Here is a 14,554-nt window from a genome sequence, read left to right as displayed (position 1 = left end):
ATCGACATGCAATCCATCCGCGACCGTCTCGAAATCATCCTGTCACGCCTTGCCAATCGTGCGGCCGACGAAAAGGTCTTTACCAAGCTCTATATCGAGGCCGCGCGGGCGGCGGCTGATGCCAGCGACGCCCGCGGCCGAGCCGGCGTGACGCTCGGACCGCTCGACGGCGTCATCGTCTCGATCAAGGATCTGTTCGACGTTGCCGGTGAACCAACCACGGCCGGCTCGCTGATGCGAAAGACCGCTACGCCCGCCGCGTGCGACGCCGCCATCGTCAGCCGGCTTCGGCAAGCCGGTGCGGTCCTCATCGGCAAGACCAACATGACCGAATTCGCCTTCACGGCGATCGGCGACAACATGCACTACGGCACGCCAGGCAATGCCGTCGATGCCAGCCTAATTCCTGGTGGTTCGTCCTCCGGCGCCGGCGTTTCCATCGGCGAGGGGACGAGCGATATCTCCATCGGATCCGATACCGGCGGCTCCATCCGCATTCCGGCGGCGCTCAATGATGTCGTTGGTTTCAAGCCGACAGCGCGGCGGGTGCCGCTGACCGGCGCCTTTCCGCTGTCTGGCACCTTGGACTCGATCGGGCCGCTTGCCCGAACCGTTGCGCAATGTGCCGCCACAGACGCGGTGATGGCCGGCGAGGTGCCGACCGAACTGGCGGCCATATCGCTCGCGGGACTTCGCGTCGGTGTGCCGCGCGGTGTTCTTTTTGGCGACACGGAAGGTGAAGTTGCCGGGGCGTTCGAGCATTGTCTCGGCAAGATAGAAAAGGCGGGCGCGCGCATGGCCGATCTGGTGATCGACGACATGATCGCGGAGTTCAGGACCGCCACCAAGCGTGGCTCGATCGCTGCCATGGAAGGGGCCGAAGTGCATGCCGACTGGCTGGCGACAGGTGCATCGGTACCGGTCGACCCGCATGTCAGCGGACCTTTGTCGCGGGCGGCGATGCTGCCGGCGCCCGTCTATATCAGGGTCCTGCGCCGCCGCAGCGCTCTCATTGCCGCCATGGACGAGCGGCTGGCATCGGTCGATGTGCTGGCCCTGCCGACCACGCCGGTGATGGCGCCGACCATCGTTTCCATGGCCGAGGATGCCGAACTGCGGGACCGCGTCGAAGGCCTGCTGCTGCGCAACACGCAGGTGGCCAACCAGTTCGACCTCTGTGCGATCTCGCTGCCGATGCCCGACATGGCGCTACCGGCCGGACTGATGCTGGTCGCGCGCAACGGCCACGACCGGCATCTGCTGCGGATAGCCGCCGAAACGGAGCGGCTGCTGGGCGGCTGACCGGCAATTGGCCGATCAGCGCGAGGAACAGTGCTTGCGTTCGCTGTCCTGGGCGGTGCGCACGATGCGTGTCGCGACCAGCCAGGGCAGACTGTAATCCTTGCCGGTGATGGTCTGGGTACGCTGCTCGATCGAGCCCCTGACGACGATCCTCCCCGAGTAGAGCACGTCGGACTGATCCGTTATCGCCTTGTCGGCCTGCGGTAATCCGCTGGCGTCGATCGATACACCCTTGATGATCTTGCCTGTGGCAAGGTCGAGAGCGCTGTTCGACGGGCAGGGCGCCTTGAGGCAGCGCAGCCCATTGTCGCAATAGACATAGCTGCTTTCGGCTGCCGCGAATGCCGGCAGGGCGAAGATGGACGAGGCTGCGGCAATCAGAAATGCGAGGCGAAGACCGGACATGGCTGCAACGTCGCGGAAAATTGGGGCGAAACAGCGATTGCTATAGGTCGAGCGGAAAGCGCCGCCGGTAGTGATCGACCGCTTCCGGATTGCGCAGATTGACCGGCAGCTTGCCGTCCAGCACCAGCAAGGCTTCGCCCGCCGCGCCGATGCCCATGCGCATCATCGATTCCTCGGTAATGCCTGCCATATGCGGGGTGATGATGACGTTGTCGAAGCCGAAATAGGGATGATTGGACGGCAGCGGCTGCGTCGAAAACACATCGAGTGCCGCACCGCCGATGCGGCGTTCCCGCAAGGCCTCGATCAGGGCGTCGTCATCGACGACCGGCCCACGCGAAACGTTGATCAAGAGCGCATTGGGTTTCATGCGGGCGATGCGCTCGCGGCTGATCAGGCCGCGCGTCTCCGGCGTCAGCGGACAGCAGAGCACGATGATGTCGCTCTGTTCGACCAGCGCGTCGATCGACAGGAAGCCGACTTTCTCGGGCGCCGGCTGCATGCTGCGCGTCGTTGCCACCACCTTCAGGTCGAAACCGTGCGCGGCGATATGGCCGACGGCTTGCCCGACGGCGCCGAGGCCGACAATGCCGATGGTCTTGCCGGCAAGCTCGATGTTGGAATTGGCGTGCTCGCGCCCGGCGAGCCAGCCTTTGGCGCGCAGGTCGCGGTCGACCCTGCGGAATTGCCGCAGCAGCGCAAGTGCGGTGAACATGACGTGTTCCGCCACCGAACGGGCATTGACCGCCGGCACATTGGCCACCAGCACGCCGGCCGCCGTCGCCGCCTCCATCGGGATCATGTCGAGCCCGGCGCCATGGCGGATGGCAGCCCTCAGCTTCCAGGCGCCCTCGAACAGCGCCGGCGGCAGCGGTGCACGCACGATGACGATGTCGGCGTCCTTGGCCTCCCGGGTCAAGGTGGCGGGATCGAGCGCCGATGCGATGACGAGCTGGCCGGCGCCCGCGAGCTTGGCCGAAGCGCGCGGATGCAGCGGATGGGTCGACAGGATCTTTGGCACGGTCTGGGCCACGCTCAGGCCTTTTCGAGCGCCGGGCTCGCGGGCGCAGCCGCATTGCCGCCCTCGATCAGGCCCTTCCAGTAGCTCTCCGCCCCTTGCAGATGGGCGCTCATCAGTGCCTGGGCGAGATTGCCGTCACGGCGCAGCAGCGCCTCGTAGATCTGCACATGCTCGGCATGCGAACGCACGCTGCGTTCGGGATCGTTGAAATAGATCGGCAGGCGCTGCTCGCCCATCAGATAGTAGACGCTGCAGATGTTGTGGAAGACGCTGTTCTTGGTGGCGCGCACAATCTCCAGGTGGAACTCGCGGTCCTCTTTGGCCAGACCTTCGCCGGCAGCGATGCGTTCCTCGGAAGCCTTGAGGATCTCGCGCAGTCGCTCGAAATTCTCCTCGGTGGCGCGCGAGCAGGCAAGTTCGGCGGCCTTGATCTCGTGGATCTTGCGCAACTCGACCGTCTCGTAGATCTGCAAGGGATCGAGCGGCAGGCCGGCGCGCGCGAACAGCGCCAGCGCCTCGACGCTCGCCTGCTTGGTGTCGATGTAGATGCCGGATTTGGCGCGCCGCTCGACGATGCGCATGGCTTCGAGGATGGCCAGCGCCTCGCGGATCTGGCCGCGGCTGACGGCGAAATGCTCCGCCAGCTCACGTTCGGATGGGGTGCGGCCGCTCTCCTTGTCCGAGTGGGAGAACAGATAGGCTGCGAGTTCCGCGAGAAGGTTCTTTTCTTTCATCGTCAATTGCGTTGCGCGTGCGCCTCCAGGAATCGCTCAGAAACGGTGAATCCCAATCCGGGCTTTTCCGGGATCGCTATCATACCGTCCTGTGCTTCGACAGTCTCTTCGATCAGATCGTGGATCATCGGGTTGGCGCCGAGTGAATATTCGACGGTGAAACTCGACGGCGAGGCGGCGCAGACATGCAGCCCGGCGAAGAAGCAGGGCGCGCCGGCCCACAGATGCGGCGCAAAGCGCAGATTGAAGGCGCTGGCGATGGTGCCGATCTTCATCGCTTCGCTGATGCCGCCGCAAAAGGCGGGATCGGGCTGGAAGATGTCGGCGGCCTTGAGCACGGCGAGGTCGCGGAAGGCATAGCGCGTCGCCTCGCTTTCGCCAGTGGCGATCGGCACGGCGCCGGAGGCGCGCACTTCCGCCATGCCCGGCTTGTCGTCGGCGATTACCGGTTCCTCGAACCAGGCAAGATCGAGGTCGTTGACGAGGTGGATGAAGCGTTTGGCCTCCGCCACCGTATAGGTGCCGTGGGCGTCGACCATCAGCTCGACATCGGGGCCGAGCGCCTGGCGCGCGGCGCGGACGCGGGCCGCCGAGATGTGCGCGGCGCCATCCATGGCGCCGACCCGCATCTTCAGCGCCTTGAAGCCGCCCCGGGCGATGTAGGATTTCAACTGCTCGCCGATGGCGTCGGCGGACGCCCAGCCGCCCGAGGCATAGGCCTGCATGCGGTCGATCTTGCGGCCGCCGAGCAGCCGCCAGACCGGCTGGCCGAGTGACTTGCCCAGGATGTCCCAAAGCGCGATGTCGACGGCGCTGATGGCAGCGATGCTCATGCCGCGCCGCGCCAGTTGCGGCATGGCGTGGCCGGCGCGGGCGGCACTGTCGTGGCGCACGCCGTTGTAGAGCATTTCCCAGATGATGCCGATGTCGGCCGGATCGCGGCCGATCAGCTGCGGCCCGACCTCCTGGTTCAGCATGTGGACGAGGGCGCCGTAGCTGCCGGCGCTGCCGGCAGCGTTCTTGCCTTCGCCCCAGCCGACCAGTCCGTCATCGGTTTCGATGCGCAGGATGGCGGCGTCGAAGGTCGTCACCTGGCCGAAGTCGCTGCGGTGCTGCCGAGCGGCTTCGATCGGGATGCGGACCCACCAGGCTTGGACGGTCTTGATGCGCATGTCTTTCCCCAGCCCCGCCGCCGGTCAGGGCGAAAGGGCGAATTTCCCAACAGTCGTCGACTACTTGATCAGCGGCAGCAGCGTTTCGGCGGTGATGCGCATCTGGTCGGTGTAGAATTTCTCGGTCAGCACGCTGGAGCCGTGGTCCTGGATGAACTTCAGCTGCTCAGGCGAGATATCGACCGGGTAGCGCTCGACCATTTCGGGATAGGGTGCCGCCGGCGTGCGGTCGACCGGGGCGACGAATTCGTTGGTCAGCGCGCCGTCGTAGCCGACCTCCTTCAAGGTGGCGACGATCTTCGGCCAGTCGATCTGGCCGAGGCCGGCTGCGAAGCGGTTGTTGTCGGCGACGTGGAAGTCGAACAGGCGCTTTCCGACCTGACGGATGGCGTCGTAGACGTTAAATTCCTCCATATGGATGTGGTAGGCGTCGAGGCAGACGCCGCATTCGGGGCTGACCGCGTCGGCCAGCGCCAGCGCCTGGGCGCCGCGATTGAACAGGTAGGTCTCGAAGCGGTTGAGCGGCTCGACGGCGATCTTGACGCCGACCTTCTTGGCATGGGTGAAGCATTCGCGGGTCGCGTCGACCACCCATTTCCATTCCTCTTCCTCGGTGCCGTCCGGCACGACCTTGCCGACCGTCGCGGGGACGAGCGTGATGATCTCGCCATCGAGCTCGCTGACCATGGTCAGCACGTCCTTGACGTACTGCACCGAGCGCTCGCGCTGACCCTGGTTCTTGGCGGCAAGGTTGCGTTCGCCCAGCATCAGGGTCACCGCGCCCCAGCAGCGAATGCCATGCTCCTTCAACAGCGCCCGCGTCTCCTTGGTCTTGTACTGCTCGGGCTCGCCGGAAATCTCGATCGACTCATAGCCGAACTTCTTGATGCGCTTGAGCGTCGTCTCCAATGGTTCCGCCCGCATCCAGTTGTGCGTCGAAAGATGCATGGTCTGTCCTTCCCAAATTCGTCCGTATCGTTTGCCTTCGACATGCACCGCCGAAAGACGGCGCAAGGGTTCCTCCCCAAGGCATCCCCAGCCTTTTTCCTGCAAACTGGTTCGACCAATTGGGCCTGAAGTGAGGTCTACAGCAAATTGCCTGGAACGGCAAGAAGCGCGGATGCGCAACTTGCTGTGCGAATTATTCCGTTGATTATATTGTGATATATGCCGATGCCTTGGACATTCGCAGATCTCGATCGATGCATTGCCAGGCTTGACCAAATTCCCCTATTTGGTAATACCAGAATGGCAGTGCCTGCAAAGCGCCTGATGCAAAAAGACCAAAATGGCTGGCCCTGCTTCCAATCGGCGCTATGCTTGGTCGCGACACAATGAGGGAGGATGCCGATGCCGACGACAATGAAGGGCCCTGGACTGTTTCTGGCGCAGTTCGCGGGTGACGCAGCGCCATTCAATTCGCTGGCCGCGATCACCAAATGGGCCGCCGGTCTCGGCTATAAGGGCGTGCAGATCCCGACCTGGGACGCGCGCCTGTTCGATCTCGAGAAAGCGGCGTCTTCCAAGACCTATTGCGACGAGGTGAAGGGCATTTGCGCCGATGCCGGCGTCGAGATCACCGAACTGTCGACGCATCTGCAGGGTCAGTTGGTGGCGGTGCATCCGGCCTATGACGCGCAGTTCGACGGCTTCGCGCCGGCCTCGGTCCACAACAATCCCAAGGCGCGGCAGAAATGGGCGGTCGAACAGATGAAGTTCGGCGCCAAGGCCTCGAAGAATCTCGGCCTCAAGGCTTCGGTGTCCTTCTCCGGTGCGCTGGCCTTCCCCTACCTCTACCCCTGGCCGCAGCGGCCGGCCGGCCTGATCGAGGAGGCCTTCGCCGAACTCGGCAAGCGCTGGAAGCCGATCCTCGACGTCTATGAGGACAATGGTGTCGATGTCGGCTACGAAATCCATCCCGGCGAGGACGTGTTCGACGGCGCCACCTTCGAGATGTTCCTCGAGGCGGTCGGTGGCCACAAGCGCTGCAACATCAACTACGACCCGTCGCACTTCCTGCTGCAGCAACTCGACTATCTCGAATTCATCGACATCTACCACGAGCGCATCAAGGCCTTCCACGTCAAGGATGCCGAGTTCAACCCGACCGGCCGGCAAGGCGTCTATTCCGGCTATCAGAGCTGGACCAACCGCGCAGGACGCTTCCGCTCGCTCGGCGACGGGCAGGTGGATTTCGGCGGCATCTTCTCCAAGTTGACGCAGTACAATTATGATTCCTGGGCGGTGCTGGAATGGGAGTGCTGCCTGAAGCACCCCGAGGATGGAGCTGCCGAAGGGGCGCCTTTCATCCAGCACCACATCATCCGCGTGACGGAGAAGGCATTCGACGACTTCGCCGGTGGCGCGACGGACAAGAAAGTGCTGCGCGCGATGATGGGAATCTGACACGGCTTTCCCTTCCCCGGAGGGGAGAAGTATCCAAGACACGAGGGACAAAACATGGTCGGCGCATCGAAATCGGAAACGGGAGGCGGCCCGATCCGCTATGGCATGGTCGGCGGCGGGCAAGGCGCCTTCATCGGCGCGGTGCACCGCATAGCGGCGCGCCTGGACAATGAATTCGTGCTGGTGGCTGGTGCGCTGTCGGCGAACCCCGAGCGCGCCAAGGCTTCGGCCGCCGAACTCGGGCTCGATCCGGATCGCAGCTACGCTTCCTATGCCGAGATGGCCAAGGCCGAGGCCAAGCGCCCCGACGGCATCGAGGCGGTGGCCATCGTGACGCCCAACAATGTCCATGTGCCGGCAGCCAAGGCGTTTCTCGAGGCCGGCATCCACGTGATCTGCGACAAGCCGCTGGCGACGACACTGGCCGAGGCAAAAAAGCTCGCGGCGATCGTCGAGAAGACCGGCAAGGTGTTCGTGCTCACCCATAACTACACCGCCTATCCGATGGTGCGGCAGGCGCGCGAAATGGTAGCCAAGGGCGTGCTCGGCGACATCCGCATCGTGCAGTCGGAATATCCGCAGGACTGGCTGACCGAGGACCTCGCCGCCACCGGCCAGAAGCAGGCATCATGGCGCGGCGATCCCAAGCAGGCGGGCGCCGGCGGTGCGCTGGGCGACATCGGCACCCATGCCTACAATCTTGCCCGCTTCGTCTCCGGGCTAGAGCTGGATTCGCTGTCGGCCGATCTCGATGCCTTCGTGCCGGGGCGGCTGCTCGACGACAATGTCAACGTCATGCTGCGCTTCAAGCCCACCGGCAAGACGCATCCTGCCAAGGGCATGATCTGGGCGAGCCAGGTGGCGCCCGGCCATGAGAACGGGCTGAAGCTGCGCATCTATGGCTCGAAGGGTGGGCTGGAATGGGTGCAGGCCGATCCCAACTATCTCTGGTACACCCCATTCGGCCAGCCCAAGCAGTTGATCACCCGCAACGGCGCCGGCGCGCTGCCGGTGGCGGGCCGTGTCAGCCGCGTGCCGTCAGGCCATCCCGAGGGCTATCTCGAAGGCTTCGCCAACATCTATCAGGAGGCTGCACGCGCCATTCGTGCGGCGCGCAAGAAGGGTGGCAAGCCGGCCAAGGATGTCGTCTTCCCGACCATCCAGGACGGCGTCGAAGGCATGGCCTTCATCGAAGCCTGCGTGAAATCGTCGAAGAAGAATGGCGCGTGGACGAAGCTCTAAAACAAAAATGATCCGGGGGGATTAAACGGGGGGAGGGCGTCGATGAAAATCGGCATGTGCATGTTCTTGTGGACGACGGCGGTGTCGAAGAAGCATGAGCCTCTGCTTCGCGACATCAAGGCGACGGGCTTCGACGGTGTCGAGATACCGATCTTTGCCGGCATGCCGGACGATTATAAAAAGCTCGGCGACCTGCTCGATCGCATCGGGCTGGAGCGGACCGCGGTCTCTGCGATGGGCGATCCCTCGATGAACCTGATCTCGGCCGATGCGGCAACGCGCAAGGCTGGTATCGCTTACATGAAATGGGCTGTTGATTGCGCCGATGCGCTTGGCGCCAGGACGCTCAGCGGGCCGCTGCATTCGACGCTCGGCGCCTTTTCCGGCAGCGGGCCGACCCCCGCCGAGAAGAACCGTTCCATCGCCTCGCAGCGCGCCATCGGCGACCATGCCGGCACGCGCAACGTCACCATCGGGCTGGAGGCGCTGAACCGCTTCGAATGTTATCTTTTCAACACGATGGCGGACCTCTCGGAGCACATCGATGCCGTCGGCCGTCCGCACATCAAGGCGATGTACGACACCTTTCATGCCAATATCGAGGAGGCCGACCCGATTGGCGCCTATACGAAGCATCGCCGGAATGTCGTGCATATCCACATATCGGAAAACGATCGCGGCGTGCCGGGGCGCGGCAACATTCCGTGGAAAGAGACGTTCGCGGCGATCCGCAAGAGCGGCTATGACGACTGGCTGACAATCGAGGCGTTCGGGCGGTCGCTGAAGGACCTGGCTGCGGCGACCAAGGTTTGGCGCGATTTTTCCGAGAGCCCGGAAGCTGTCTATCGCGACGGGTATAAGCATATCAGGAATGGGTGGAAGAAGGCGGCTTAGGCTCCTCTCTTCGCGAGATGCCGCCGCCAACCATGGCATCCAGGCCTATCACCCCTGCTCGACCTGGATCCTGTTGTAGTCGTGGATGGTGCGGCTCAGCCGGCGGCGCAGGAAGTTCGAGATGTTGTCGAAGATGAAGACGACCAGCAGGATCAGCAGCACCATGTAGAAGACGTTGGCCCAGTTGGAATTGGTGCGCATTGCTTCCCACAGTTTCAGGCCGATGCCGCCGGCGCCGACGGCGCCGATGATGGTAGCGCCGCGGGTGTTGGATTCCCACTGGTAGAGCGTCTGGCTGATGAAGACCGGAATGACTTCCGGCATGACGCCGTAGCGCTGCACCAGGAGACCGTTGGCGCCGGTCGACAGCACACCTTCGCGCGGCTTGTCGTCGATGTTCTCCAGCGCCTCGGAATAGGTTTTGCCGAGCGTGCCGATCTCGGTGAAGAAGATCGCGGCACTGCCCGCAAGCGGACCAGGGCCGAAGGCGCGGGTGAAGAACAGCGCCCAGATCAGCATGTCGACCGAGCGCATGAAGTCGAAGAAGCGTTTCAGGACCTGGCTGAGCACACCGCTCGGCGTGATGTTGCGGGCGGCGAAGAAGGCAAGCGGGAAGGCGACGATACCGCCAAGCAGGGTGCCCAGGAACGCCATGACGATGGTCTGCAGCAGCTTCGTCCAGACGTCACCGTGCTGCCACTGGGCGTTGTTCCAGATGTTGTCGCCGGCCAGCGCCAGGTTCGAGGTGCCCGGCTTCAAATCAGGCCCGGACACGATCAGCGAGATCACCTCTCCCGCCGATTTGCCGAAGAAGGGCGAGCGTGTGTCGAAGACGAAATTCGCCCAGCCGAGGAAGCGCTTGCGCACCTTGACGCGATCGACGGTGACGCGCACTTCGCCGACGAAGCCCATCTTGGCAACCACCTCGTCGTCATGCGCGGCAATCCAGTCCGGCACCGGGCCTGATATCACCGGCTTGCCGCTGGTCAGCGAAACCGGCACGGTCTGGCCGTTGGCCACGATCGTTGCCTGCGCCTTGCCGAAAGTCACGGATTTCGCCGGGCCGTCGATCAGCACGGTGAAGGTGCCGTCCGGATTCTTGATCACCCAGTCGGGGTTCGGGTTCTCGCCAAGCGCGGAAAAGCGCGGGTATTTTGGCGTGATCTCAGGCTGGTCGAGGCGGAATTCCGGTTGCAGGTCGTAGCTGATCCATTGTGTCAGGAACAGCGGCAGACGCTCCCAGTGCGATTCCCGCAGCACTTGCGGCAGGCTGAAGAACCACAGGACATAGATGAGATAGGTCAGGATGCCGATGAACAGGAACAGCGGAGCGAAGCGCTTGTACAGCGGCCGCCGGAACACTTGCGGATAGCGCTCCTCGATCGACAGTATCTCCTCGGCGGTCATGGTCGCCATGATTTACGCCCCCATCATGAAAGCTTGCTCGCCGACCAGCTTGCGGCGCAGCCAGGCGGAGAACTGGTCGATGATGAAGATGGTCGTGAACAAGAGCAGCACCAGCGCCAGCGTCTTGGCGCCGAAGCCGCGCGAGATGGAGAGCTTCAACTCCTCGCCGATGCCGCCGCCGCCGACGGCGCCGATGATGGTCGAGGCGCGGACATTGATCTCGACGCGCAGCAGTGTGTAGGACATGAAATTGGGCAGGACCTGCGGCAGGTCGGCGAAGCGCACGCGCTCGAACCAGTTGGCTCCGACCGCGCGCAGGCCTTCCTCGGCACGCATGTCGATGTTCTCGTTGATCTCGTAGAACAGCTTGCCGAGCGCGCCGATCGAATGCAGGCCGATGGCGATGATGGCGGCGATCGGGCCGATGGAGACGATGGCCGCGAACAGGCCGGCAATGACGATCTCAGGGAAGGCGCGCAGCAGCTCCATAAAGCGCTTGACGATCAGCCGCAGCGCCGGATGGGGCGTCAGGTTGCGGGCGGCGATGAAGGAAAACGGCACGGCGAAGATGAAACCGACGAAGGTCGAGACCAGGGCTACATTGACCGTCGTGATCATCAGCTCGAAATATTCGGGGATGTAGAACCCGCCCCAGACATAGATCCGGCCGAGCGGGAAATTGTATTCCTGGGTGCCGGTGTCATGCGGCGAGGCGATGTCGAACAGTGCCCGCCAGACGTCGTTCCAATCCTTTGGGACCAGCCAGCTCAGAAAATCCAGAATATGCGGCAGCCGGTCGAAAAAGTGCCCGGCATTGGCTTCGTCGGCGAACCACATGCTCGCGAGCATCGCGGCGAGCAGCAGGCCGACGCCGAGCACTGTATAGAACCGACGCAGCGACGTCTGGCGTCGCCAGGCATCGGCCATCTGCTGGGGGGCGCCAGAAGAGGCTGTCAATGAGGGGGCTGTCACGGAAAGGGTCATGATCGGAGATGCAAAAAGGGGCGGTGCTTTCGGCACCGCCCTTTCCGATTTCGCCGTTAGCCGCCGATGGCTGCCTTACGGGCTTCGACGATGACGTTGTAGAAGTCTGGCTTGACCGGAACGTAGCCGGTGAAATCGCCACCTTCGACGCCCTCGAAGCAAGCCTTGTCCTTCGTCGGCAGCTCGGTGAAGAAGGCGGCGAGCTTGGCGGTCATCTCGTCACCGAGCGCGGTGCGCACGACCAGCGGGCCGTTCGGGATCAGGCCCGAGCGCCAGACTTCGACGAAGTCGTTCGGGTCGACGGCGCCCTTGGCGACGACCTTGTGGAAGGTGCCGGAGGTGAAGCCGTTCTTGAAGTCGCCGATGCCGGAGGAATCATCGACCGCGACATCGACCTTGCCGTCGCGCACGGCCAGGATGTTGTTCTCATGGCCGCCGTTGAACTGGGTCGAGGCGAAGAAGGTTTCGTTCGAGGCGCCGGTGTCCTTCGGAATCTGGGTCAGCGGGATCAGGTAGCCCGAGGTGGAGTCCGGATCGGCGTAGCCGAGCTTCTTGCCCTTGGCCGACTTGATGTCGGTGATGCCCGAGGTCTTCAGAGCCAGGCCGATCGAATAATAGCCGGTGGAACCGTCGGTCTGCTTGGTGGTGAGGATCGGGGTCACCGCCTTCGGGTCCTTGAGATAGACGCTGGCGTAGCCGGAGGCGCCGAGTTCTGCGAAGTCGAGCGTGCCGCCGAGCAGGCCCTGGATGACGCCGTCATAGTCGGCGGCAGGAAACAGCGAGACCTTCTCGAAGCCGAATTCGGCCTTCAGATGATCGGCCAGGCATTGGTAGTTGCGCAGCCGGTCGGTCTCGTTTTCACCGCCCAGAATGCCGACGCGGAATTCCTTCATGTCGGCGGCGTGGGCCATGCTGGTTGCCATGGCAAGCACCGAAACGGCGCTGAAAACCATCTTCCTGAACATTTGATGTCTCTCCTGTAAGTTCCGGCCCCGCGCCGGCAGCGTTCTTGATCTTGACAAGTGCCCTTGACGCGGGCGGACGATCCCAACCGCCCTTTCTTGGCCCATGATCTTTCCCGAAAACCGGATTCCACTTTTCGGGATCATGGGCTCAGTAACCCGGGAATGCGGGTTCGAGCGGTCCGGCGGATGCTGCGATCTTCTGCTTGAAGGCAACGCTGGTGGAGGTGATGGCCTCCGATATTTCGGCACCATTGCTGTCGGCGCCATAGACGAGGCGCACGGCCTCACGGTTGAGCTCTTCGGGCGGGCCGTCGAATACGACCTTGCCGGCGGCCATGCCGATGATGCGGTTGCAATAGGCGCGGGCGGTGTCGAGCGTGTGCAGATTGGTGACGACGGTGATGCCCTCGCGCAGATTGATGTCCCGCAGCGAATCCATCACCACCTTGGCGTTGAGCGGGTCGAGCGAGGCGATCGGCTCGTCGGCGAGGATCACTTTGGGCTGCTGCATCATGGCGCGGGCGATGGCGACACGCTGCTGCTGTCCGCCAGACAAGGTGCCGGCGGGCTGAAGCGCGGTGCGGGCGATGTCGAGCCGCTCGAGCGCGGCGACCGCCTCGGCGCATTCGGCGCGAGAGAACATGCCGAGAAGGTTGGACAGGGTCGAGCGATGGTTCAATTTGCCGAGCAGGACATTGGTCAGCACGTCGAGGCGCGGCACCAGGTTGAACTGCTGGAAGATCATGGCGCAGTCGCGCTGCCAGCGCCTCAGCGGCGAGCCGCGCAACCGGGAGACCTCAGCGCCGTCAAAAAAAATCGACCCCTGGCTGGGGTCGACAAGTCGGTTGATCATGCGAAGAAGGGTCGACTTGCCAGCGCCCGAACGGCCGATGACGCCAACCATCTGACCCTGCGGGATCGAGATGTTGACGTCGCTGACGGCGGTGTTCTTGCCAAATCGTCGGCTGACACCACGGATTTCGAGTGTGGCAGAGCTTGCTGACATGAGCAGGTTCCAGTCCGGACCTTGTTGATCGTCAGGCTCTCGCCTAGCGCAGCCACATGAACCTGCCGTGTCGCCAGCATGTCAGTTTTGTTACGCTCCACAGGCGCGACGGCTGAAGCGCGCCGGGCTGAAACGAATTCATGCGACGCGCTTCAGGTCTTTAGTTTTTATGCATGTCGTTCTCCCAAAACCGGGGCCACTTTCGGGCGACATGCATTGGCGCGTGACCGGCGATCAGCCAAGCACCAGCAATTCCTCGAAGTGCTTCATGTCGCGAAAGGCGCAGAAGGCGGGCGCCTTGATCTCGATCACCGGAGCCTGCCTTGCGAAAAGCGCCAGGCAGTCGTCGAACAGAGCCTGCCACGCGGCGGCGCGGTCGTCGGCAAGACGCCGGATCTGATACGCGAAGGTGATGTGGAAGACGTAGGCGTCATGATCGGGGTGCCGGTAGCCGAACGGCACCGCCAACGCATCGCGCCATTGACGCATGATGCGCACGTCCTCGTCGGTCGCGCCGGCAACGGTGAGACCGGTCGGCACGACCTCGATCACCTTGATGTTGAAAGGACCGAAGCCCTCGAAGCCCTTCAGGTGCTCCAGATAGAGGCGGGTCATGGCGTCGATGCTGGTGTCGAGCGGTACGTCCTGCGGCCAGTAAGGCAAGCGGCGGCGGTATTCGATGATGCCCTGGAACAGCGTCATATGCAGGCTGGAAACGGGCGTGAAGGCGAGCCGGTCGGCGTCGGGCATCGCCAGCATCTTCTCGCGCACCGCAAGCACGGCGGCTTCGGAAGGCGATCCGCTGACGAGATGGCTGACGACGGTGTTGCCGGGCTCGGTCAGGAAATTGCCCGAGGTGTCGTAGCGCGTGCCGAGATGCGCCGGCGGGGTCGGGTTGGTGCCGGCAAAGAATCCGAAAAGCGAGGGTCTGACGGTGTCGAGCATGGCAATCTCCTTGGGGAGATGGCGTCCTGTCCGAGTCCTGTGTCAGAGATATGAACAGGCCCCCTTATGAC

The 14,554-nt window shown here is 63.4% G+C and carries 14 protein-coding genes; 4 read left to right on the top strand and 10 right to left on the bottom strand.

Features of this window, described 5'->3' with window-relative positions; all coding sequences use genetic code 11:
• Positions 1 to 6 precede the first annotated feature (6 nt).
• Positions 7 to 1,302, top strand: a complete 1,296-nt coding sequence (locus tag ACLGL5_RS35650; protein ID WP_069093179.1) for an amidase — start codon at positions 7 to 9, stop codon at positions 1,300 to 1,302.
• A 15-nt stretch (positions 1,303 to 1,317) separates the two neighbouring features.
• Here ACLGL5_RS35650 and ACLGL5_RS35645 read toward each other — a convergent pair whose 3' ends face one another.
• Genes ACLGL5_RS35645 through ACLGL5_RS35625 form a run of 5 tightly spaced genes read right to left on the bottom strand, consistent with a single transcriptional unit; the run spans position 1,318 to position 5,582 of the window.
• Entirely contained in the window at positions 1,318 to 1,707 is a 390-nt protein-coding gene (locus tag ACLGL5_RS35645; protein ID WP_069093178.1) for a hypothetical protein, read from the bottom strand.
• Positions 1,708 to 1,747: 40 nt separating this feature from the next.
• A complete protein-coding gene (locus tag ACLGL5_RS35640; protein ID WP_019861289.1) occupies positions 1,748 to 2,740 on the bottom strand; it encodes a hydroxyacid dehydrogenase in 993 nt (330 codons plus the stop codon).
• Between the two features lie 2 nt (positions 2,741 to 2,742).
• Positions 2,743 to 3,462, bottom strand: coding sequence for a FadR/GntR family transcriptional regulator (locus ACLGL5_RS35635; protein ID WP_069093177.1), 720 nt, complete (start codon positions 3,460 to 3,462; stop codon positions 2,743 to 2,745).
• A 2-nt stretch (positions 3,463 to 3,464) separates the two neighbouring features.
• Complete coding sequence (locus ACLGL5_RS35630; protein ID WP_064980927.1) at positions 3,465 to 4,634, bottom strand: mandelate racemase/muconate lactonizing enzyme family protein; 1,170 nt, start codon at positions 4,632 to 4,634, stop codon at positions 3,465 to 3,467.
• 60 nt (positions 4,635 to 4,694) lie between these two features.
• Entirely contained in the window at positions 4,695 to 5,582 is an 888-nt protein-coding gene (locus ACLGL5_RS35625; RefSeq protein ID WP_069093536.1) for a sugar phosphate isomerase/epimerase family protein, read from the bottom strand.
• Between the two features lie 402 nt (positions 5,583 to 5,984).
• On the opposite strand from ACLGL5_RS35625, the gene ACLGL5_RS35620 reads away from it, so the two are divergent.
• From ACLGL5_RS35620 to ACLGL5_RS35610, 3 genes are read left to right on the top strand one after another with little or no spacing between them, the layout of a single operon-like run.
• On the top strand, positions 5,985 to 7,040 hold the full coding sequence (locus ACLGL5_RS35620) for a sugar phosphate isomerase/epimerase family protein (RefSeq protein ID WP_064981681.1): 1,056 nt from the start codon (positions 5,985 to 5,987) through the stop codon (positions 7,038 to 7,040).
• A gap of 54 nt (positions 7,041 to 7,094) precedes the next feature.
• Complete coding sequence (locus ACLGL5_RS35615) at positions 7,095 to 8,282, top strand: Gfo/Idh/MocA family protein (RefSeq protein ID WP_019861283.1); 1,188 nt, start codon at positions 7,095 to 7,097, stop codon at positions 8,280 to 8,282.
• A gap of 42 nt (positions 8,283 to 8,324) precedes the next feature.
• Positions 8,325 to 9,176 carry a sugar phosphate isomerase/epimerase family protein gene (locus ACLGL5_RS35610; protein WP_038649802.1) on the top strand — a complete coding sequence of 284 codons (852 nt, stop codon included), beginning with the start codon at positions 8,325 to 8,327 and terminating at the stop codon, positions 9,174 to 9,176.
• 48 nt (positions 9,177 to 9,224) lie between these two features.
• Here the strand turns inward: ACLGL5_RS35610 and phnE (ACLGL5_RS35605) are convergent, their stop codons facing one another.
• The 5 genes from phnE (ACLGL5_RS35605) to ACLGL5_RS35585 all read right to left on the bottom strand — a co-directional run bounded on the left by phnE (ACLGL5_RS35605) (position 9,225) and on the right by ACLGL5_RS35585 (position 14,483).
• Positions 9,225 to 10,592: a phosphonate ABC transporter, permease protein PhnE gene (gene phnE / locus ACLGL5_RS35605; RefSeq protein ID WP_069093176.1), complete on the bottom strand. Its 1,368-nt coding sequence runs from the start codon at positions 10,590 to 10,592 to the stop codon at positions 9,225 to 9,227.
• A 3-nt stretch (positions 10,593 to 10,595) separates the two neighbouring features.
• A complete protein-coding gene (gene phnE, locus ACLGL5_RS35600) occupies positions 10,596 to 11,567 on the bottom strand; it encodes a phosphonate ABC transporter, permease protein PhnE (protein ID WP_069093175.1) in 972 nt (323 codons plus the stop codon).
• 56 nt (positions 11,568 to 11,623) lie between these two features.
• Positions 11,624 to 12,532, bottom strand: coding sequence for a phosphonate ABC transporter substrate-binding protein (phnD, locus tag ACLGL5_RS35595; protein WP_019861278.1), 909 nt, complete (start codon positions 12,530 to 12,532; stop codon positions 11,624 to 11,626).
• A 148-nt stretch (positions 12,533 to 12,680) separates the two neighbouring features.
• Positions 12,681 to 13,538: a phosphonate ABC transporter ATP-binding protein gene (gene phnC / locus ACLGL5_RS35590; protein WP_069093174.1), complete on the bottom strand. Its 858-nt coding sequence runs from the start codon at positions 13,536 to 13,538 to the stop codon at positions 12,681 to 12,683.
• 234 nt (positions 13,539 to 13,772) lie between these two features.
• On the bottom strand, positions 13,773 to 14,483 hold the full coding sequence (locus tag ACLGL5_RS35585; protein ID WP_069093173.1) for a DUF1868 domain-containing protein: 711 nt from the start codon (positions 14,481 to 14,483) through the stop codon (positions 13,773 to 13,775).
• Between the last annotated feature and the right edge of the window lie 71 nt (positions 14,484 to 14,554).

The sequence above is a fragment of the Mesorhizobium sp. U510 genome (assembly GCF_059180695.1).
Note: the sequence above shows the minus strand (reverse complement) of the source record. Positions and strands in the feature narration are given on the sequence as shown.